The organism is Nocardiopsis deserti (assembly GCF_008638355.1).
In the GTDB taxonomy this organism is placed as follows: domain Bacteria; phylum Actinomycetota; class Actinomycetes; order Streptosporangiales; family Streptosporangiaceae; genus Nocardiopsis; species Nocardiopsis alborubida.
The window spans coordinates 161615-182559 of the sequence record NZ_ML703350.1 but is presented as its reverse complement, the minus strand read 5'-3'; the positions used below and the strand labels follow the sequence as shown (position 1 = coordinate 182559).

The following is a 20945-nucleotide window of genomic DNA, read 5'->3' as shown; positions in this document are numbered from 1 at the left end:
GTTATGCCCGAGTTGTCGCGTCCTGCGCGTGCCCTGGCCACACTAACCGCCCTGGCGGCACTGACCCTGTCCGGCTGCGCCGCGCCACCCTCATCCCAGCCGCGCCAGGACGGCCCGACGCGCACCGTGCAGGCCGCCAACGGGCAGGTGGAGATCCCCGCCACACCCCGGCGCGTCGCCGTCCTGTGGCGACCGACCCTGGCCGCCGCGACCCTGCTGGGACACGACGTGGCCGCGACCATGGGCGCCCCCGGCGCACCCGAGCAGGGCCTGGCCCCCTTCCTGCCCCCGGGCGCCGACGGCGACGCGCTGACGCTGGTGACCAACTCCCCCGCCGAGGACGATGTCAACATCGAAGCGCTGGCCAACGCCGCACCGGACCTGATCATCGGCGTCCACACCCAGTCCGGCGCCCAGGCGCAGATGCTCCCGAGCCTGGAGCGCATCGCGCCGACGGTGCTGCTGGAGTGGGAGGGCACCGGCTCCTGGCAGGGTCACCTGCACCAGGTCGCCGCCGTGCTGGACGCCTCCGAACAGGCCGAGCAGGCTATGACCGAGTACGAGGAGGCCCTGGCAGGGGCGCGCGAGCAGATCACCGCGGCCGGGGTGGACCCGGCCGCCACCGAGGTGTCGCTGGTGCGGTTGCAGAACCAGAGCGAGATACGCCTGGAGACGCCCGCCTCCTTCCCCGGACAGGTCGTCCAGGACCTGGACCTGGCCCGCCCCCAGGGCCAGCGCCGGGCCCGGGGCGAGACCGACTTCATCGCCCTGGGCTATGAGCACCTGGAGCGCGCCGACGGCGACGCGGTGTTCGTCCTGGCCGGATCGGGCTACCCCGACGCGCCCCGCACCTTCTCCCAGGGGGTGTGGTCCAACCTCCAGGCGGTGCGGGACGCACGGGTGTACCGGATGGACCACGACGTGTGGGGCGCGGCCAACCACCACGCCGCGCACCGCATCGTCCAGGACGTGACGGACGCGCTGACCGGACAGACCAAGCCCGCGGTGTGAGCTTCACCGGGCCGCGCACACCCTCACACGTGCCAGGGGGGTCGCCGCTCCTTCCAGGGGGCGGCCTGTTCGAGTTGGGCCCCCAGGCACAGCAGCACGTCCTCGCGCCCCGGGGCGGCCGTGAACTGCACCCCGATGGGCAGCCCCTCACGGCTCTGGGCCAGGGGCAGACTCAGCGCGGGCAGCCCCGCGGCGTTGGCCGGTGCGCTGAAGGGCGCGTACCGCGCGGCCTGCTCCAACCAGGAGCGCAGGGTGTGGTTCTCGTCGTCAGCGTCCAGCGTGCCGTGGGGTGCGGGCAACCGCCCCAGGGTGGGGGTCACGAGCACGTCGTACCCCTCCAGGAAGACCCCCAGGGCGCGGGTCAGGCGGTGCTGGGCCTGCATGCCCGCCATGACCTCCATCGCGCTGTGCCGCCGGGTCTCGGACAGAACCTGGCGCGAGAGGGCCTGGAGGGCGCCGGGGTCGGGCGGACGCGCACCCGAGAGCAGGGCCGCACCCGTGGACACCGTCAGCAGCGTCATCGCCTCGACCACGTCCCCGTGGTCCAGGTCCGGACCGGCCTCCTGGACGGTGTGGCCGATCCACTCCAGCAGGTGCGCACTGGTCAGGACCGCCTCGCGGACCTGGGCGTCCACGGTGGTGGGAGCCCAGGGGGTGGTGGTGAAGGCCACGCGCAAACGACCGGGGTCGGCGCGCACCGCCTGGGCGTAGGGACTCCGGGGCGGGGGCAGCGCGTACTTCTCCCCCACCGCCGGGGCGCTGACCGCGTCGAGCAGGTGGGCCGCGTCGCGGACGGTACGGGTGAGCGCGAACTCGCTGACCATGCCGAACCCCGCCTCGCCGGTGAGCGGACCGCAGGGGACGCGGCCGCGGCTGGGCTTGAGACCGACCACCCCGCAGGCGGAGGCGGGCACGCGTAGCGACCCTCCCCCGTCGGTGCCGTGGGCCAGCGGAACCGCCCCGGCGGCCACGAGGGCGGCCGCTCCCCCGCTGGAGCCGCCGACACCGCGCTCGGGGTCCCACGGGTTGCGGGTGATGCCGTAGCGTCGGGACTCGGTGGCCAGGCTCAGCGCCAGTTCCGGGACGGTGCTCTGCCCCAGCACGGCGAGTCCGGCGGCGCGCAGGCGCCTCATGAGGGTGTGGTCGGTGTCGGCCACGGCCCCCACCAGCGCCCGGCTGCCCAGGCAGAACGCCCTTCCCTGGACGAAGGGGCCACTGTCCTTGACCACCAGGGGAACCCCTGACAGCGGCCCGCCGGGGGCGTAGGCGGGCACAGGGTCGAACAGGGGGCCGGTGAGGGCGTTGAGGTCGCCGTGGGCGCGCTCCAGCGCCGCACGCGCGGTCTGCTCGACCTCGGCGGCGCTGACCTCACCGGCGCGGACCAGGTCGGCCAGGGCGACGGCGTCCAGCTCGGCGTACTCGTGGATCCGCAGCGCTCCCACCTTCCTCCTCGGACGCCCCGGACTCTACCGGCGAACGCTGCGGCGGGCAGGTGGTTTTTCCGCCCCGGGGACTAGGTGAAGATGTCCCAGCCCATGCGCACGAGCAGGGCGATGACGACCACGAGCAGGACCGCGCGCACGAACCCCGAGCCCCGCCGCAGGGCCATGCGCGCGCCGATCTGGGCGCCGATGATGGTGCACACCGCCAACCCCAGGCCCAGCAGCCAGTCGATGTGGCCGCCCAGGCCGAAGACGACCAGCGCCCCCAGGTTGGTGCACACGTTGACGATCTTGGCCGAGGCCGAGGCCTCGACGAAGTCCATGCCGACCACGGCGGTGAAGGCGATGATGAGGAAGACGCCGGTGCCGGGGCCGATGAGGCCGTCGTAGAAGCTCACGGCCAGACCCGCGATGGCCACGACCGCCAGGGCGCGGTTGCGGGTCCGCAGGCGCTGGTCGGACTCCACTCCCATGGCGGGGCGGAAGTAGACCATGAGGGCGACCCCGGCCAGGACCACCATGATGACGGGTTTGAGCACGTCGGCGGTGAGCGCGGCGGCCATGGCCGCGCCCAGTCCCGAGCCCAGCAGGGCCAGGGCCGCGGTGGGCACGACCACGCGGCGGTCGACCCTGACCTTGCGGGCGTAGGCCAGGGCGGCGGAGGTGGTGCCGAAGACGGCGCCGAGCTTGTTGGTGCCCAGCAGGGTGGCCAGGGGTGTGGTGGGCGCGGCGACCAGCAGGGCGGGCAGCAGCAGGAGGCCGCCTCCGCCGACGACGGCGTCGACCCAGCCCGCTGCGACGCCGACCAGCAGGAGCAGGCCGAGGATCTCGGGGTCCATCTACCGCGCCCACACGAGGGAAGAGGTGATCATGGGTTCTTTTCGTGGCGGGGATGGTTGACGCACGCAGCCTACTCTGCACCCCGTGGTGTGTTTTGTCCCAGGGTGTCCTTCACCGTCGGGACCGCCGGTGGCCGTGCGCCGGCGCGCACCGCCACGGCGGGCGCGGACGCCAGGGGCGGGTTCACGAGGAAGGGTGAACCCGCCGTGCGTCACCGTGCCCGCCCGGCCCCCGCGACCCGCCCCGGGTCGCCCACCCGGGGGAAGGGCGACGTCGTGGACGTCCGGCGAAGGCCGCGACAGGGCCTGCGGGGCCGCTGCTCAGACGGTGATGGTGATGTTGTCGATGATGTCGTCGAGGAAGCCCTCGTCACTGAGGAAGTGCAGGGGACGGGAGAATCCGGAGGCCACGGAGTCCGCCGAGGCCGGGGCGGCGCTGGCCAGCAGGACGGCGGCAAGGACGACACCGGCGGCGGTACCGGCCAGGGCACGTTGCATCAAGCACACGAAAACCACTCCATGTCACTTTGGGTGCGCATTTCATCGCCGATGGTATCCATGTCGGTGAGTGTCGCGCTCTGTTTTTCACCTCATGCAGGAGCACACGGCCCATGACATGCGAAGCGGCGGCGCCCGGGGTCAGGGAACGCCGCCGCGGCCTTACGGGCCCGGGTCAGAACCGGGCGTGCTCGAACCAGGCGCGGGCCTGCTCCAGCACACGGGGCGCCACCTGGTGACCCCCGGGGTGCTCCTCGGACCGCACCCGCGCCCCGCGCTCGCGGAGCTGGTCGGCCAGCAGGCGCGCCTGGTCCACGGTGGTGATGGGATCAGCCGCGCCCGAGCCCAGGAACACCCGCACCCCCGACAGGTCCACCGGGTCGGGTTCGCGCCCCTGGAGCGGCGCCCCGGCCGCGAACAGGGCGGCGCCCCGCACCAGGTGCGGGTGGAGCAGCAGCAGGGCGGCGCCGGTGTTGGCCCCGTTGGAGAACCCGCTGACCACGATCCGCTCGGGGTCCAGGTCGTAGGCGCGGACGGCCTCGGTGACGAAGGCGGCGAGTTCGGCGGTGCGCTCGATGAGGTCCTCGACGTCGAAGACACCCTCGCGCAGACGGCGGAACCAGCGGTTCATCCCGTTCTCATCCACCTTGCCGCGCGGTGAGAGCAGGGCCGCGCCCGGGGCCAGGGCCCGCCCCAGCGGCAGCAGGTCGTGCTCGTCGGCGCCGGTGCCGTGCAGCAGCACCAGGGTGGGCGCGCCCGGCGCGGTGGCGGGAGTGAAGACGTGGACGAAGTCGTCGACGCCGCTCACCGTCCGACCTCCAGGGCGGGCAGGTGGGCGGCGATCTGCTCGCGGTCGGGCTCCAGCCACGGCGGGAGCCTGAGCGAGCGGCCCAGTTCCAGCAGCGGCTCGTCGTAGTCGAACCCGGGGCCGTCGGTGGCGATCTCCAGCAGCACGCCGCCGGGCTCACGGAAGTAGATGGAGGTGAAGTAGCAGCGGTCGCGGACCTCGGTCACGCCCACGCCGTCCTCCTCCAGCCTCTGGCGCCAGGCCTCCTGGACGGGGCCGTCGGGGGCCCGGTAGGCCACGTGGTGCACGGTTCCGGCGGCGACCAGGCCGCGCGCCGCACGGGGGGCGGCCACCACGTCGACGATGGTGCCCACCCCCCGGCCGGAGGCGTTGGTGTGAAAGCGCGTGCGGTCCCCGCTCTCACCGGCCAGGTGGAAGCCGAGCTGGTCGCCCAGCATCTGGACGGTGCCCTCCACGTCCTGCTCGGTGAGGGTGACGGCGCGGATGCCGCGGATGGCGTGCTCGGGCGGCACCGCCGCCCCGTCCCAGGGGTCGGTGTCGTGGTGGTCGGCGCTGGCGGCCAGTTCGATGACCAGGCCGTCGGGGTCGCGCAGGCTCAACACGTCCTCCTCGCCGCGCTCGGCGGGGCGGGTGGCCTCCACGCCCAGGGCGGCCAGGTGCCGGGCCCACCAGCCCAGGGAACCCTCGGGGACGGAGAAGGTCGTGGTGGTGGCCTGGCCCGCGCCCACCCGCCCGCGGGGCGCACCGGGCCAGGGGAAGAAGGTCATGATGGTGCCGGGGTTGCCCGCGCGGTCGCCGTAGTAGAGGTGGTAGGTCTGGGGCGAGTCGAAGTTGACCGTGCGCTTGACCATGCGCATGCCCAGGGCGCGCAGGTAGAAGTCGGCGTTGGCCTGCGGATCGCTGGCGATCGCGGTCACGTGGTGGATTCCCGCGGGGCGCACGTCCATGTCCCTCACCCTCCGTCGAGTTCGCCGGGTGCCTGCCAATGTAGTTTAAATTTAAACTACCATGGCGGCCCGTTCCTCCCCCCACCCTCTCCCCGGGCTCGCCCGGGGACAAGCACACCGCCCGCCGACGCCGCCCGTGTCGCGCACGGCGTCGGCGCGCGGCACCGGCGGGGAGGCCACGTCCCCAAGCCCTACCGCAGGCGACGCAGGCGCAGACCCGCCACAGCGGCCGCCGCACACAACCCCAGCGCGAAGACCACCGCGCCGCCCCAGCCCACGGTGTCGTAGACCAGGCCGCCCAACCAGCCGAACAGGCTCGACCCCAGGTAGTAGGCCAGGGTGTAGACCGCCATGGCCTGGGCCCGACCCCGCACCGCGCGGGTGCCCACCCAGGCCGAGGCGGTGGCGTGCGCGCAGAAGAAACCGAAGGTCATCACCAGCAGGGCGGCCAGCAGACCCGGCAGAGCCGTGGCGAACATCCCGCCCAACCCGGCGGCCATCGCCGCGGTGGCGGTGGTGAGCACCGCGTACCCGCCCCAGCGCGCGGTGGCGCCCCCCGCCACCGCCGAACCCAGCATCCCGGCGGTGTAGGACAGGAAGAGCAGCGAGGCGGCGGCCTGGGAGAGCCCGAAGGGTTCGGCCATCAGGCGAAAACCCAACAGGTTGTAGACCGTCATGAAGGCACCCATGAGCAACAGCGCCTGGGTGTAGAGGGCGACCAGGCCGGGCGTGGCCACCGCGGCGCGCAGGCGGGCGCCCATCCCGGCCCCGTCCGGGCCGCCCGACGGGGACTCCGCGGTGTCGGCCCCGCCCGGGGCGGCCCCCGCCGCGGCGGGCCGGGGGGCGCGCGGCCCACGGGGCAGGACCAGCGCGAACACGGCCAGCGCCACCAGGGCCAGCAGGGTGTTGGCGGCGATCCCCCACTGCCAGCCGCCCAGGTCCGCGGCGAACCCGGCCAGCAGGCGCCCGCCCATCCCGCCCAGCGGATTGCCCGCGATGTACAGCCCCGTGGCGCGCGGGGCGTCGGCGGGGTGGATCTCCTCCGACAGGTAGGCCACAGCCGCGGCGGGCACCCCGCCCAGGGCCGCGCCCTGGAGCGCGCGCAACACCAGCAGCGGCCACAGGTCGGCGGCGAAGGGAATCACACAGCCCAACAGGGTCGCGGCCAGCAGGGAGACGCCGATGACGCGAGCGCGCCCGAAACGGTCGGCCGCCCCGCTCCAGACGAGGGTGAACCCGGCCAGGCCACCGGTGGCCAGCGAGACCGCGAGCGCGGCCTGGGAGGCCGAGGCGCCGAAACCGTCGGCGATCGCGGGCAGGATCGGCTGGACCGACCACAACTGGGCGAAGGTCGCCACCGCGGCGGCCACCAGCGCGATGACCGTGCGCCAGTAGGCACCGGAGCCCGCACGGGGGCGGGTGTCGTGATCGGGCGGTGAGGCGCTGGTCAGGGTCATACCGTCCACGCTAGAAAGACCGGTTTCATACGTCCAATGCATGCTTTGCCGTTGATCCATACTGGAACGCATGGAACGGACCGAGCACGGCCACGGCCTCGACGCGGACGCCCTGGCACAGGTACTGGCACCCCGGTTGCGGATGGTGGCGGCCGTCGCCGCGACCGAGCACATCACCCAGGCCGCCGAGGCGCTGGGCATGCCCCAGCCGACCCTGAGCCGGGCGCTGGCCCGGGCGCAGGAGGAGCTGGGGATGGCACTGGTGGAGCGCACCGGGCGCGGGGTGCGGCTGACCCGCGCCGGAAGGCTGCTGCTGCCGCACGTGGAGCGGGCCCTGGCGGACCTGCGCCAGGGCCTGGCGGAACTGACCGGAGCGGAGGAGGGACGGGTGGCGCTGACGTTCCTGCCCACGCTGGGGGTGGAGGTGGTCCCGGCGCTGCTGCGGGGCTTTCGCGCCCAGCACCCGGGGGTGCGCTTCTCCCTCACCCAGGAACCGTGGTCGCAGTCGCTGCACAGGCTCACCACGGGCGGCGCGGACCTGGCACTGACCTCGCCCCTGCCCTCGGGGCAGGGGTTGGCGGCGGCGACACTGCACACCCAGGTGCTGCGCCTGGTGGTGCCCGAGGGGCACACGCTGGCACAGGAACATCAGGAACGCCAGGCTGCGGGCGAGACAGCGCGGGCGAAGCGCACAGGCACCCGGCCAAGGCCGAACGGCGGGGCGGAAGAGGGGGCAGCGGGCGAGGAGGGGGCCGCGACGCCGCCGGGGGTGGCGGTGACCGCGGCGGCGCACGAGGAGTTCATCCTGCTCAAACCGGGGCGGGGCGTGCGCCACCTCACCGACCGCATCGTGGAGCGGGCGGGGTTCACCCCCCGGGTGGCCTTCGAGGCCGACGACATCGCCACCGCGCGCGGGCTCGTGGCGGCGGGGCTGGGGGTGTCGGTGCTCCCGGCGCGCCCCAAGGGACCGCTGAACGGAACGGTGGAACTGGGGATCCAGGGCGTGGACGCCCGCCGCCCCATCGGGGTGGTCTGGCCCCAACAGGGTTCGGGCGGCGGCTACGAACCCCCGGCGGTGGCGCTCTTTCGCGACCACGTACGGCGGGAGGGCCCACGCGTGATCCCCGACCTGACCGGGTGAGCACGCACCCGCGCCCGACCCCTGCGGGGAAAACCACTGGCGCCCCGCGCGAAGGCTGCACGATCATGGCCCCCATGACGCACGCACCACCCCACGGCTCACCGCGCCCCGTCGCCCTGGTCACCGGGGTGGGCCGCACCGTCGGCATCGGCTCCGCCGTCACCCGCCGCCTGGCCGCCTCGGGATGGGACGTGGCCTTCACCCACTGGAGCGCCTACGACGCCCGCATGAGCTGGGGCGCCGAACCGGACGCGGCCCGCTCCACCCTGGACGCCCTGGCCGGGCACGGCGCCCGCGCCGTGGCGATCGAGGCGGACCTGGCCGACACCGCCACCGCCGCACACGTCTTCGACACCGCCCAGGAGCGGTTGGGCCCGGTGAGCGCACTCATCATGTGCCACTGCGAGTCGGTCGACTCCGGGCTGTTGGAGACCACGGTGGACAGCTTCGACCGGCACTTCGCGGTCAACGCGCGCGCCACCTGGCAGCTGGCCCGCGAGTTCGGCCTGCGTTTCACGGGCGCACACGGCACCGGCCGGATCGTGGCCATGACCAGCGACGACACCGTGGGAAACCTGCCCTACGGCGCGAGCAAGGGCGCCCTGGACCGCATCGTGCTCTCCTGCGCGCGCGAGCTGGCCCACCTGGGGGTGAGCGCCAACGTCGTCAACCCCGGCCCCGTCGACACCGGCTGGATGTCGGAGCGGACCAAGGACGAGTGCGTCCGGCACACCCCGCTGGGGCGCCTGGGCACACCCCAGGACACCGCGGACCTGGTGGAGTTCCTGTGCTCGCCCCGGGGGCGGTGGGTCAACGGCCAACTGCTGACGAGCGACGGCGGCATCTCCGCCTGACCCCCCGGTCGCGCGCGGGCGCGGGGGCCCTGTTCCCCGCGCCCGCGGACACCTCGCAGCCTGGCCGCAACCGCGACCGGTGTGCTGGGGAGGGGCTCAAACCCGCCGACCCGCCCCAGGTGCAGAGCACCGACCACGCGGGCCGAGGACGGGCCCGCGGTCCGGATCAGGACGGAACCCGGACCGCGGGACCCGCCCTCGGCGCCTCATCCTGGGACAGGCCTCGTCCGACTGTCAACAGTTGAGAGTTGAAACGAACGCGGTCACCAGCCCCCGCCCGACACCGCCCACACGGGACACACACCCACGGGATGGATAGGCTAACCTAACCTTCGCGACACCCTCGGCGCGCGACCCACCCGGGTCCGCGCCCCCTCGCGTACCCGCCACCCACCCCGATTGGACACCACCCGTGCGGCTTCCCACCGCCCCCGACGGCAGCCGGGGCTGCTCGGCCCTGGCCCGCTACACCAAAGAACAGATCGCCGGAACAGCCGGACGCACCACCGGCTGGCTACTCATCGAACACAACGGCCCCTGGCGCAACCCCGCCTTCACCAGCCCCGGCCTGGACCCCGCCACCGTCTCACGCCTGGCCCAACGCATCACGGGCCACGACATCAAACCCCAACTCATCAAACGCCCCGGCAACCACACACGCACCCAGCCCACCACCCGACGGGCCTACCTCGCCCACGTCAGCCGCACCCACCCCTGGGTCCGCCGCATCGACATCACCGACCCGGCCCAACTGCTGGCATACGACCTCACCGCCGCCGAACGCCCCCACCCACCCGCCTTCGGCACCCCCGTCGACCACACCCTGTACCTGGTGTGCACCCACGCCAAGAAGGACCCCTGCTGCGCGGTCCTGGGCCGCCCCGTGGCCGCCGCCCTCACCGGCGGCCGAGCCCAGGTGTGGGAGACCACGCACGTGGGCGGCGACCGCTTCGCCGCCAACCTGGTCGCACTCCCCCACGGCGCCTACTTCGGCCGCCTGGACCCCGCATCGGCCGTACGCACCGTCGACGCCTTCGAACGCGGCCTCGTCCTGCCCCACAACTACCGGGGCCGGTGCAGCGACTCCAGCGCCGTCCAGGCCGCCGAGGCCGCACTGCGCACCCGCCTGGGCGCGACAGGCGTGGACGCGATCACCCACCTGGACGAACAGCACAGCCCAGAGGGGGTCCGCGTCACCCTGGGCCACGACGGCGGCCTGTACACGGTCTCGGTGACCACCGAACAGGGACCCGAGTGCCCGGCCACCTGCTCCGCACCCGCCCCCAGCCGCCCCGTACACCACCGGGTGACCGAGATCCGCCACGCCCCGGCCCCCTCACCCACCTGAGACCACACCCGCACCCCGACAGGACTCAGCCCCAAAAACCGAAGCTGTACAGCAGACCGTTGGTCGCCGCGATCGCCCCCAACGCCAACACCGCACCGGTGACGAAGGACGTACGCAACGACCTCACCAGATACTCCAACGACACCAGGTTGTTGAGGATGAAGTACCCCAGCATCATCGCGTGCCAGAAGGACTCCCACCGCAACGGCTCGAAGACGTAGGACGCACCCGTCCACACCTGCGTCTCGGTGGTGAACCACGCCCACGCCAACGCCGCCCCGTACCCCAACGGAACCTGGATCAGCGGAATGACCAGCAACGGCAACAGCTTGACGAAACCCCACAGGCCCGGCTGGTCGGCGTGGCGCGCCTGGCTCTGGGCACGGCGCGCGGCCTCCTGCTCGGCCCGCACACGCTCACGGTGGGCGCGCTCGGCCTCCTGACGGCGACGGTGCTCCAGCCGCTGCTCCTGCTGCTGGCGCTGCTGCTCCTCCACCCGCCTGCGCTGCTCCTCCTGCTGGCGCTGCTCCTCCATCCGGCGCTGGCGCTGCTCCTCCTGCTGACGCAACTGCTCCTGCTGGCGCCGCACGTCCGCGGCCGGCTCACGCCGACCGCCGTACAGGTCAGCGTAGGCGTCCTCCTGGCTGGGCCGGTCCGGCTGCCGGTAACCCGAGGTCTCCTCCCGCCCGTAAGCAGCGCCGCCCTGACCGTGGGCGGCCCCCTCCTGACCGTAGGCCGTGGCGCCCTGACCGTACTGGGCGGTCGGCGGAACCTGCTGCGCCCCCGGGAAACGAGCCGTGGCCCCATACCCCTGCTGCTGCTCACCCAACACCGAGGTCGCACCACCCTCGTGCCCCGGCACCTGCGGCGTGACCCGGGTGGCCGCCTCATCACCGAACACACCCGCCCCGGCCGCAGCCCCCGCCGCACCACCCACAGCGGCGGCACCACCCTGACCCAACACCTCCGTGCGCTGGTGCTGACCGGTGGCACGCGCGTCCCCGGCCGCGGCCGCCAACGCCCCGTTGACCTTGGCCACCTGCTCCTGCACCCCCCGCATCACCGACGCGGGCAACCAGGTCGGACCCGTGGCCACATCACCCAGATAGTCCAGGATCTCCCCCGGACCCGGACGACCACGAGGATCCTTGGACAAACACGCGGCCACCAGATGGCGCAGGGACTCGGGCACACCCGACAGATCCGGCTCACGACTGATGATGCGCATGACCATGGTGGGCATACTGCCCTCACCGAAGGGACCCGTGCCCGCCGCGGCATAGGCCAGCACCGCACCGTAGGCGAACAGGTCACTGGCCGGAGTCAACGGCTCCCCCTGCACCTGCTCCGGACTCATGAACCCCGGCGTACCGATCACCGACTGCGTCGCCGCCGTACCGTCGGTGGCACGAGCGATACCGAAGTCGATCACCCGCGGCCCGTCCTCGGCCAACAACACGTTCCCGGGCTTGAGGTCACGGTGGATCAAACCCACCCGGTGGATGTCGGCCAACGCCTCGGCCAGACCCGCCGCCAACACCCGCACACTCTCCTCCGGCAACCGACCGTGGTCGTGCACCGCCGTATCCAACGGCAGAGAGGGCACATAGGAGGTGACCAGCCAGGGCACCTCGTCATCGGGGCCCGCGTCGATCACCGGCGCCGTGAACGCACCACTGACCTGACGGGCGGCATTGACCTCACGGGCGAAACGCTCCCGGAAGGAGGCGTCAGCGGCCATGTGCGGATGGATGCGCTTGACGGCCACGGCCCGCCCCCCGGCCGAACGGCCGAAGAACACCTGGCCCATGCCGCCAGAGCCCAAACGGCCGATCAGCCGATACCGGCCGATACGTTCCGGGTCACTGGGATCGAGCCTAAGGGACACTACAGCCTCCACACACGACGTTCCGCCACCCCCGGGTGCCAGAGGATGACCACCGCCTCCCCCGGTGCCCGCGCACCCGCCGGAAAGACGCCTGCCCCCAACCTATCGGCGGGCACACCCCCCAGCCTCCCCCCACAAACCCCGGCGTGTGCCCCCGCCAGCCCCCACACCCCACCAACCCCCCGGGACCCGGCCCTGACCTGGCACACACCAACGCCGCACCCCAACGACGAACCACACCGCAAAGTTCCCCCCTGACCGCACACGGCCAAGTCACCAACCCGCATGACCAGCCACCCCCCACCCGCCTAGGGTCGAAAAAGAACGCGACAGGAGAACACACCATGCAGATCCCCGACGCCCTGCGCACCGACGCCCAACTGCGCCTGGCCCACGCGACCTCCTGGGCCGCCGCCCAGACCGGCGACCACCCCAGCAGACTCCTGCACTACCCCTGGCGCGACAACCCCTACCCCAACTACCAACGCCTGCGCGCCCAAGGCCCCTTCTCCACCAGCAAACTCGGCTTTCGCACCGCCAACACCTACCAAGCCGTCAGCGCCCTGCTGCGCGGACGCGAGTTCGGCGTCCAACCCCCCGACGGCACCACCCCACCCCAACAGTTCGACGTCCTGGACCTGTCCTTCCTCATGCAGGACCCACCCGAACACACCCGCCTGCGCCAACTCGCCCGCCCCGCCTTCAGCCCCCGCCGCATGAGCGAGTACGAAACCGAGATCACCAAGATCACCCACGAACTCCTGGACAGGGCCACCGCCAAAGGCCACTTCGACCTCATGCGCGACTTCGCCCAACCCCTGCCCATCGCCGTCATCAGCCGCCTACTCGGCGTCCCCGCCTCCGAAGACGCCGAGTTCGTCCGCATCGGCCAAGCCATCGGCAGCGCCCTGGACGGCGCCCGCTCGGCGAGTCACCTGCGCAGCATCCACCAGGCCACGGCACAATTGGACCTGCTGTTCACCCGGCTCATGCAACAGCGCCGCGCCGACCCCCGCGATGACGTCGTCTCCACCCTGCTCACCCAGGCCGACGACGGCCACCTCACCGCGACCGAACTGCGCACGATGTGCCGCCTGCTACTGATCGCCGGATTCGAGACCACCGTGAACCTGATCGGGAACGGGGTGATGGCCCTGCTGCGCCACCGCCAACAGTGGGAACGCCTGGTCGCCGACCCCGCCCTGGCCCCAGGCGCCGTGGAGGAGATCCTGCGCTTCGACTCACCCGTACAGATGACCAGCCGCTGGATCCACACCGACACCACCGTCCAGGACCAACCCCTGCACCGCGGCGGCTACGCCATGTGCCTGATCGGATCCGCCAACCGCGACCCCGCACGCTTCACCGACCCCGACCGCTTCGACATCACCCGCCCCGACGCCGCCGACCACCTGTCCTTCTCCAGCGGCGTCCACTACTGCCTGGGCGCACCCCTGGCCCGCCTGGAAGCCCGCATCGCCCTGCGCGCCCTGGCCGAACGCCTCCCGCACCTGCGACCCACCGCCCACCCCACCCGCCGCCCCACCACCGTCGTACGCTCCCTGTCGGCCTTCCCCGTCACCACGGGCACCCGGTAGAAGGTGGGAACCGACCAGATGCGCAGCACGGCCTCCTCCCCATGGCGCTCGCTCACCCGCGGACGCGGAGCCCTGCTGACCGCAGCCGCCCTGTGCACGGTCATCCTCCTGGTCACCGCGATCCTGACCCTCACCCTGCCCGCCCAACCAGAGTCCGACAGCGCGAGCCAACTCCCCCAACTGGCCCGCCAGAGCGACATCGACCTGGGCGTCGCCGTAGCCGTCAACCCCCTCGTACACGACCGCGAGTACCGGTCAGTGGTCACCGGGCACTACACCTCCCTCACCGCCGAGAACACCATGAAATGGGAGTACGTCCAACCCCAGCGCCACACCTTCGACTGGAGCGGCCCCGACACCGTCGTCGGCTTCGCCGAACGCAACGGCCTCACCGTCCACGGCCACACCCTGCTCTGGCACAACCAACAACCCGCCTGGCTCGCCCAGGGCACCTGGACCCCCGACGAACTCCGCCAGGTCATACACGAGCACATGCAGGCCCTCATGGGCCGCTACCAAGGACGCGTCACCTCCTGGGACATCATCAACGAACCCTTCGAGGACAGCGGACCCCGCCTACGGCAGAACCTGTGGTACCAGGTCCTGGGCGAGGACTACATCGCGGAAGCCCTCACCATGGCCCACGAGATCGACCCCCAGGCCCGCCTCTACATCAACGAGTTCGGCATCGAGGGCGGCGGCCCCAAGACCGACGCCCTGTACCAACTGGCCACCACCCTGCTGGAACGCGGCGTCCCCCTGCACGGCATCGGCTTCCAGAGCCACTTCATCCACGGCCACGTCCCCGACGACCTCGCCGAACAGATGCGCCGCTTCACCGACCTGGGCCTGGAGGTCAGCATCAGCGAACTGGACGTGCGCATCCCCGAACCCGTCCCCGAGGGCGCCCTCCACAACCAGGCCCGCGAGTACGAACAGGTCATCGAAGCCTGCCTGGACGTACCCCGCTGCGTACGCGTGTCCGTGTGGGGAGTCAGCGACGAGCACTCCTGGATCCCCGAGTGGTTCCCCGGCTACACCGCCGCACTGCCCTTCGACGACTCCTACACGCCCAAACCGGCACTCAACGCCATGGTCCAGGCCCTCTCCCACAGACCCTCACGACCCCCGGCACGGTAGGAACACGAGACCGGCACGAACAACCCGACCACCCCGGACGGCGTCGCGGCCAACGACCGCCCGGCGACACACCCCACACCAGACGCACCACACCCGCACATCCGCTACCGTCGAACCCCAGACCCACAACGACGAGGTGTTCGGTATGCGTTAGACCCGCGGTCCCCCAGGTGCCCTTCGTCACCGGCCAACCCACAACGACGAAGGACACCCCACATGCACGACGACACTCCCCCGATCCGCGTCCCCGAGGCCCTCGCACCCCTCCTGGACCGCTTCTTCGGACCCCGGTGGACCCAAGGGCTGCCCGAACTCACCCAACGCCAGCTCAGGCGATGGGACCTCCAGCCCACCGGAACACCCATGCACGGCATGGTCGCCCTCGTCGTCCCCGTACGACGCCCCGACGCCACCCCCGCCATGCTCAAGATCCAACCCGTGGACGCCGAGAGCGAAGGCGAACCCCACGCCCTGCGCACCTGGGCCGGCGACGGCGCCGTACGCCTCCTCCAACACGACCCCGACACCGGCGCCATGCTCCTCGAACCCCTCGACCCCACACGCACACTCGACCCCGTCCCCATCGACGAGGCCCTCACCACCATCGGCACCCTCCTGGCCCGCCTCACCTCCCACCGGGCACCACAGGGCATGCGCACCCTGGCCGACACCACCCGCGCCATGGTCGCCCAGGCCCACCTCCTGACTCCCCGCCTGCGCACCGCACACGAACGCGACCGCATCAGCGCGCTCACCGCCCGCGCCCACGAGATGGCCCCCGAAGCCGGAGACCGGCTCCTGCACTGGGACCTGCACTTCCAGAACGTGCTCGCCCCACTGCCCGGCACCGACCGCGAACCCTGGCTCGCCATCGACCCCAAACCCCTCGCCGGAGACCCCGGCTTCGACCTCTTCCCCACCCTGCACAACCGCTGGGACGAAGCCCTCGCCACCGGCGACCCCCGCAAGGAGACCCGCCGCCGCCTGGACCTGGTCGCCGAGGCCGCCCGCATCCCCCGCGACCGCGCACGGGCCTGGACCCTCGTCCGCGTCCTCCAGGAATGCGTCTGGGCGATCGAGGACGGCGACCACACCCTGCCCCGGGTACCGGCGACCATCGCCGAGGCCCTGGGCGCATAACCGCCACCGCCCCGGCCGTCCCCGGCGACGCGAAGCCCTCACACCCGGGCACGGCCGGGGCGGTCGGAACCACCACCAGAGCGCACCCCGCCATGTGGCGGCACACACCCGCCGCACGGCACTGCCCCGCACACGCACCCGACCCCGACAATGGTGACGCACGACACACCACTGACGGAGGCCACCGTGACCACACCGCCCCGACCCGCACTCGACCCCGAACTCGCCGCCGCCCTGACCCTTCTCGGCGACCAGATCACCCCCTCCATCACCCCCGACATGATCCCCGCCCTACGCCAACGGCAAGCCCAACGCCTCCCCGCCGACACCACCCTCCACTCCGCCTACACCGAAACCGCACACCACGCCCCCGGCCACGACCACACCCCCGTCCCCCTCCTCCACTGGCACCCCACCCACGCCACCACACCCGTCGGCGCCCTCTACTGGATCCACGGCGGCGGCATGATCGCGGGCACCCACCGCGGCCCCGAGATCCCCGGCCTCCTCGAAACCGCCCACGAACTCGGCCTCGCCCTCATCTCGGTCGACTACCGCCTCGCCCCCGAACACCCCCACCCCGCCCCCGTCGAGGACTGCTACGCGGGCCTGACCTGGATCACCGACAACGCCGCCGACCTCGACCTGGACCCCACCCGCATCGTCATCGGCGGAGGCAGCGCGGGCGGCGGACTAGCCGCCGCCACCACCCTGCTCGCCCGCGACCGCGGCGGCCCCGCCCTCCGGGGGCAACTGCTCCTGTGCCCCATGCTCGACGACCGCAACGACTCCGCCTCCTCCCACCAGATGGCCGGGGTGGGCATGTGGGACCGCACCTCCAACGCCACCGGATGGGGAGCCCTGCTCGGCCAGGCCGCGGGCGGCCCCGACGTCTCCCCCTACGCCGCCCCCGCCCGCGCCACCGACCTGTCCGGCCTGCCCCCCGCCTTCCTGGACGTGGGCTCCGCCGAGACCTTCCGCGACGAGGTCGTCGACTACGCCTCCCGCATCTGGCAGGCGGGCGGATCAGCCGAACTCCACGTGTGGCCCGGCGGCTTCCACGGCTTCGACATCCTGGCCCCCCAGGCCGCCCTCAGCCGCAGCGCCAACGCCCCGCGCCTGCCCTGGCTCCGCCGCATCACCGGGGCCTGAACCCGGGCACCATGGAGGTATGAGAGAGCTCCTGGGCAGGATCTCGGCACTGGACCCCGAAGCGGGCGCCGCCGTCAAGGTGATCGCCTACTTCGACGAACTCACCGGAGCCGGAATCGAACCCGTCGTCCGCGGCGCCGCCGTCCTGACCGGCGTCCCCGCCGGGTTCACCCACCCCGGACGCGGCCTCGCACTACGGGCCGACCCCGCCGGAGAGGTCCGGCGCACCGCCGCCGGCCCCGACCCCTCCTGGTGTTCGGTCCGGGTCGGCGGCGGCGTGCTGTGGCTGGAGCGCGCCACCGCTCACCCCGGCCCGGTGGAGGCGATGGTCCTCGAACGCGCGGCCGCCGCCGTCCGTGCCCGGCTCGAACGCACCCCGCCCGCGGCGGGCGGACGCGCCGCCCTGGCCCGGGTCCTGGTCGATCCCGATCTGTCCGAGGAGCAGCGCGCCCGGGCCGTCCGCCGCTTCGGGCTCACTCCGGGTTCTCCGGCCCGCGCGGTGGCCGACCACGGCGGCGGCGTGCGCGTTCTGGCCGCCGCCGAGCCCCCCGGCGACCGGCGGGCGGGGGTGGGGCCGGCCGTGGAGGCGCTGGCCCTGCCCTCCTCCTGGCACGACGCCCGCCGGGCGCTGCGCTTCACCGCCCGGGGCGCCGGCGCCGACCCGGGCCCGCGCGTGGTGTTCGCCGAGGAGCTGGGCGGGCTGCTGCTCCTGGCCGACACCGTGCGGCCCGGGAGCGAACCGGTGCCGGACGTCGTGGCCCTGGAGCGGGTGGCACGCGAGGCCGCGCCGCTGCTGGCGGCCCTGGACGCGGTGGCCTCCTCCCCGAGCCTGCGGGCCGCGGCCCGGGTGGGAGGCCAGCACCACTCCACCCTCCAGGAGAGCGTCGGACGTGCCGAACGCCTGCTGGGCTGGTCGGTGCGCGAGGTGTCGGGACGGCTGCGCCTGCAGGTGGCGCTGGCCCTGCGTCGGCTGTACCGCAATCTTTGATTGTCGTCTCTGTTTTTACTCCCCTGATCAGGGTGAGGGTGAAGAGCTGGCACCTTTACGACGTAGATTCAAAAATCAGAGCTCTTGTGTCGCACCAGCCACGCTTTCGGTCAGCACCCGCTGACGAACGTTCCTAGTCCACGACGGTGATGCCCAGGGCGGCCAGGATGGTGCCCGCCTGCGCGGGGCTGATGCTGGCCCCCCGCAGGTACCCGGCCTGCTCCAGGGTGGGCTCCCCCAGGTCGGCGCCGCGCAGGTCGGCCCCCGTCAGCTTGACGTTGACCAGGTTGGCGCCGCGCAGCCGCGACTCCGTCCACACCGTCTCGCGCAGATCCGCGCTGGCCAGGTCCGCCTCGTCCATGCGCATCCCCTCCAGGGTCTGCCCGCGCAACACCAGACCCTTGCAGCGGGCCAGCATGAGGTTGCAGTGCGCGAAGGTGTAACCGATCCCGCGCAGCGAGTTCAGCCCGGCCCCGGTCATCCGGCAGCCGCTGAAGGCGGTGTCGGTGAGCAGGGCGCCCTGCCAGCGGGTGTTGGCCAGGTCCACCCGCTCGAACCTGGTCTCGGTGCACTCGGCGTGCGAGAACACCGCCCCCGAGGCGCTGCCGCCGGTGAAGACCGCGCCCTCCAGGACGGCCCGCTCCAGGCGGGCCCCGTCCAGGCGGCAGTCGCGGAAGACGGCGTCGACCAGGTCGGCGTCGCGCAGGTCCGCCTCGGTCAGGTCGCAGCGGGTGAACACGCGCGGCGCGTCCAGGGGCCGGGCCAGCAGGTCGCGCAGGTCGGCGCCGGAGAGGTCGGCGCCGGTGGTCTCGGGGAGAAGGAGGTCGGTACTCATCGCGAGCACCCTAGCGCCGGCCTGTGACACGCGCGCTCCGGCGCGCCCACTCCCTGACGCGGACCACCCGGTGCGGGGCCGCTCCCCTCCCCCGGAGGGACCTCAGTCCCGGAGCTTGAGCGCCAGGAACAGGTCCACCCGGTGCTCCAGGCTGCTCAGGTCCCGTCCGGTCAGCTCCTCCACCCGGCCGATCCGGTACCGCAGCGTGTTGACGTGCACGTGCATGGTGGCGGCGCAGCGCTGCCAGGAACCCGAGTGGGCCAGGAACTGCTCCAGGGTCTGCACCAGCTCCGAGCGGTGGTCGCGGTCATAGGCCAACAGCGGGCCCAGGAGCCGCTCGCGGTAGGAGGACTGCACCTCCTCGGGAACCGAGGCCAGCAGCAGCTCGTGGGAGTCGATCTCGGCCCCGGCGATCACCCGGGACCGGCCGCCGCGCAACTCGGCCAGGCGGCGGGCGTGGCGGGCCTCCACGGCGGCGCCGCGCAGGTCGGGCACGCCCCGCACGGCCGAGCTGAGGCCGATGGCGAGCCGGTGGTCGAGCAGGCCGCCCTCCAGGACGCGGGCACGGCGCAGCAGCGCGGCGCGGACGTCCTCGGCGCTGGCGCGGGCGTCGGTCCCGGCCACCGGGACGACGGCCAGGGCGTCCTCGTCGCCGGTGACGACGGCACCGGGGCGGTCGGCGACCAGTTCGGCGAGCACGCGCCGGGCCAGGTCGGGCACCCGGGGCTCGGGCAGCAGGACGGCGCTGACCACGACGTGGCTGCCCTGGCCGCTGGCCGGGTCGGTGCCGCGCAGGAGTTCGGTGACCTCGTCGAAGCGCTGGGCGGCCAGCAACCGGGGCAGCCCCTCCAGGTGGCGGGCGTCGGTCAGGGCTCGCTCCTCGGCCCGGCTGCGGGCGAGCCCGGCGATGGAGACGAGTTCGGCCACCGACTCGTGCTCCTCCTCGGTCCAGGAGCCGTGGTCGCCCTCGCAGACCACCAGCCAGGTGGCCAGGGGGTGGGACTCGCGGGCCTGGACGGGCAGGAGCGTGAGGGCGCGGTCCTCCCGTTGGGGCGTGCGGACGGTGTGCGGCAGGGTGAGGCCGGTCAGGGCGCGGGTGGCGATCCACTCGCGCTCGTCCTCGGGCAGGGGCCCTCCGGAGGCGGCGATGTGGCGGCCCGTGCAGGACAAGGCCCAAGCGGCCCGCCCGGTCTGCGAGGCGGCCTCGGCGAAGGCCCGGGGGAAGTCGGCCCCGGCGGCGACGTCGGCCATGAGGCGGCGGTGGCGGTCCCGGGTCTCGGCGATGGTGGTGAAGCGGTGCTGGGTCAGGGAACGCAGCACCTCCTCGGTGACCGCGCCGAAGGAGGTCTCCGGGGGCACCTCCACCAGGGGCAGGTCGTGGGCGCGGCAGGCCTCCACCAGGTCGGCGGGGACCTCGCCCAGGGCGGTCCCGGCGCCGACGGCGACCGCCCCTGCCCCGGCGACGGAGGCCACGAAGGTGCGCGAGTCCTCGGGGCGGGTACGCCACATCATGCCGGTGAGGACGAACTCGCCGCCGCGCAGGTAGCGGGCGGGTTCGAGCAGGTCGGTGGTGTAGGCCCACCGCAGGGTGCGGTGCGCGTGCTCGGCCCCCGACAGGAATCTCAGGTGCAGCCGTGTGACCGCGAGCAGCTCGCTGATCCGCATGAACGTCCCTCTGTCGCTCGTGTGGGCGGCGGGCGCCCCCGGGTGGTACGGCGGCGAACCTTACTCCGGTGACGCCACTTGTAGGAAACGCCCAACGATAACCGTTCGTTCCGCGAACACTTCATGTCATCACTTGCTGGTAGCGACCGCACCCCCAGTGGTGTACTTCACAACATCGACGAGACCCACCAGGG

At 72.9% G+C, this 20945-nt stretch carries 18 protein-coding genes; 9 read left to right on the top strand and 9 right to left on the bottom strand.

Annotated features, from left to right (window positions below; all coding sequences use genetic code 11):
• Positions 1-3 precede the first annotated feature (3 nt).
• Positions 4-1011, top strand: a complete 1008-nt coding sequence (locus tag FYW99_RS08115; RefSeq protein WP_150251357.1) for an ABC transporter substrate-binding protein — start codon at positions 4-6, stop codon at positions 1009-1011.
• A 23-nt stretch (positions 1012-1034) separates the two neighbouring features.
• On the opposite strand, the gene FYW99_RS08110 is transcribed toward FYW99_RS08115, so the two are convergent.
• From FYW99_RS08110 to FYW99_RS08085, 6 genes are all read right to left on the bottom strand, one after another.
• Positions 1035-2453 carry an amidase gene (locus FYW99_RS08110; protein WP_150251356.1) on the bottom strand — a complete coding sequence of 473 codons (1419 nt, stop codon included), beginning with the start codon at positions 2451-2453 and terminating at the stop codon, positions 1035-1037.
• A 71-nt stretch (positions 2454-2524) separates the two neighbouring features.
• A complete protein-coding gene (locus tag FYW99_RS08105) occupies positions 2525-3292 on the bottom strand; it encodes a sulfite exporter TauE/SafE family protein (protein ID WP_150251355.1) in 768 nt (255 codons plus the stop codon).
• 321 nt (positions 3293-3613) lie between these two features.
• Positions 3614-3790 (bottom strand): hypothetical protein, encoded by a 177-nt coding sequence (locus FYW99_RS08100; RefSeq protein WP_223838859.1) that lies wholly within the window; start codon positions 3788-3790, stop codon positions 3614-3616.
• Positions 3791-3965: 175 nt separating this feature from the next.
• The gene (locus tag FYW99_RS08095; protein ID WP_150251353.1) at positions 3966-4598 is read right to left on the bottom strand and encodes an alpha/beta hydrolase; all 633 of its coding nucleotides are present in this window, start codon (positions 4596-4598) and stop codon (positions 3966-3968) included.
• Entirely contained in the window at positions 4595-5545 is a 951-nt protein-coding gene (locus FYW99_RS08090; RefSeq protein ID WP_150251352.1) for a ring-cleaving dioxygenase, read from the bottom strand. Before FYW99_RS08090 ends, FYW99_RS08095 begins: the two co-directional genes overlap by 4 nt.
• A 191-nt stretch (positions 5546-5736) precedes the next feature.
• On the bottom strand, positions 5737-7002 hold the full coding sequence (locus tag FYW99_RS08085; protein WP_150251351.1) for an MFS transporter: 1266 nt from the start codon (positions 7000-7002) through the stop codon (positions 5737-5739).
• A 70-nt stretch (positions 7003-7072) separates the two neighbouring features.
• Between FYW99_RS08085 and FYW99_RS08080 the strand changes: the two genes are divergently transcribed.
• The 3 genes from FYW99_RS08080 to FYW99_RS08070 all read left to right on the top strand — a co-directional run bounded on the left by FYW99_RS08080 (position 7073) and on the right by FYW99_RS08070 (position 10345).
• Positions 7073-8143, top strand: coding sequence for a LysR family transcriptional regulator (locus FYW99_RS08080; RefSeq protein ID WP_150251350.1), 1071 nt, complete (start codon positions 7073-7075; stop codon positions 8141-8143).
• A 74-nt stretch (positions 8144-8217) separates the two neighbouring features.
• On the top strand, positions 8218-8997 hold the full coding sequence (locus FYW99_RS08075) for an SDR family oxidoreductase (RefSeq protein WP_150251349.1): 780 nt from the start codon (positions 8218-8220) through the stop codon (positions 8995-8997).
• Between the two features lie 412 nt (positions 8998-9409).
• A complete protein-coding gene (locus FYW99_RS08070; protein WP_150251348.1) occupies positions 9410-10345 on the top strand; it encodes a sucrase ferredoxin in 936 nt (311 codons plus the stop codon).
• A 25-nt stretch (positions 10346-10370) separates the two neighbouring features.
• Here the strand turns inward: FYW99_RS08070 and FYW99_RS08065 are convergent, their stop codons facing one another.
• Complete coding sequence (locus tag FYW99_RS08065; RefSeq protein ID WP_150251347.1) at positions 10371-12233, bottom strand: serine/threonine protein kinase; 1863 nt, start codon at positions 12231-12233, stop codon at positions 10371-10373.
• 344 nt (positions 12234-12577) lie between these two features.
• On the opposite strand from FYW99_RS08065, the gene FYW99_RS08060 reads away from it, so the two are divergent.
• The 5 genes from FYW99_RS08060 to FYW99_RS08040 all read left to right on the top strand — a co-directional run bounded on the left by FYW99_RS08060 (position 12578) and on the right by FYW99_RS08040 (position 18251).
• Positions 12578-13831: a cytochrome P450 gene (locus FYW99_RS08060; protein ID WP_150251346.1), complete on the top strand. Its 1254-nt coding sequence runs from the start codon at positions 12578-12580 to the stop codon at positions 13829-13831.
• A gap of 18 nt (positions 13832-13849) precedes the next feature.
• Complete coding sequence (locus tag FYW99_RS08055; protein WP_150251345.1) at positions 13850-14971, top strand: endo-1,4-beta-xylanase; 1122 nt, start codon at positions 13850-13852, stop codon at positions 14969-14971.
• Positions 14972-15187: 216 nt separating this feature from the next.
• Positions 15188-16111, top strand: a complete 924-nt coding sequence (locus FYW99_RS08050; RefSeq protein WP_150251344.1) for an aminoglycoside phosphotransferase family protein — start codon at positions 15188-15190, stop codon at positions 16109-16111.
• 186 nt (positions 16112-16297) lie between these two features.
• Entirely contained in the window at positions 16298-17263 is a 966-nt protein-coding gene (locus FYW99_RS08045) for an alpha/beta hydrolase fold domain-containing protein (protein WP_150251343.1), read from the top strand.
• A 19-nt stretch (positions 17264-17282) separates the two neighbouring features.
• The gene (locus FYW99_RS08040; protein ID WP_150251342.1) at positions 17283-18251 is read left to right on the top strand and encodes a helix-turn-helix domain-containing protein; all 969 of its coding nucleotides are present in this window, start codon (positions 17283-17285) and stop codon (positions 18249-18251) included.
• Positions 18252-18384: 133 nt separating this feature from the next.
• On the opposite strand, the gene FYW99_RS08035 is transcribed toward FYW99_RS08040, so the two are convergent.
• Together FYW99_RS08035 and FYW99_RS08030 are read right to left on the bottom strand one after the other, a co-directional pair.
• Positions 18385-19086, bottom strand: coding sequence for a pentapeptide repeat-containing protein (locus tag FYW99_RS08035; protein ID WP_150251341.1), 702 nt, complete (start codon positions 19084-19086; stop codon positions 18385-18387).
• A 102-nt stretch (positions 19087-19188) separates the two neighbouring features.
• Entirely contained in the window at positions 19189-20751 is a 1563-nt protein-coding gene (locus FYW99_RS08030; RefSeq protein ID WP_150251340.1) for a PucR family transcriptional regulator, read from the bottom strand.
• Between the last annotated feature and the right edge of the window lie 194 nt (positions 20752-20945).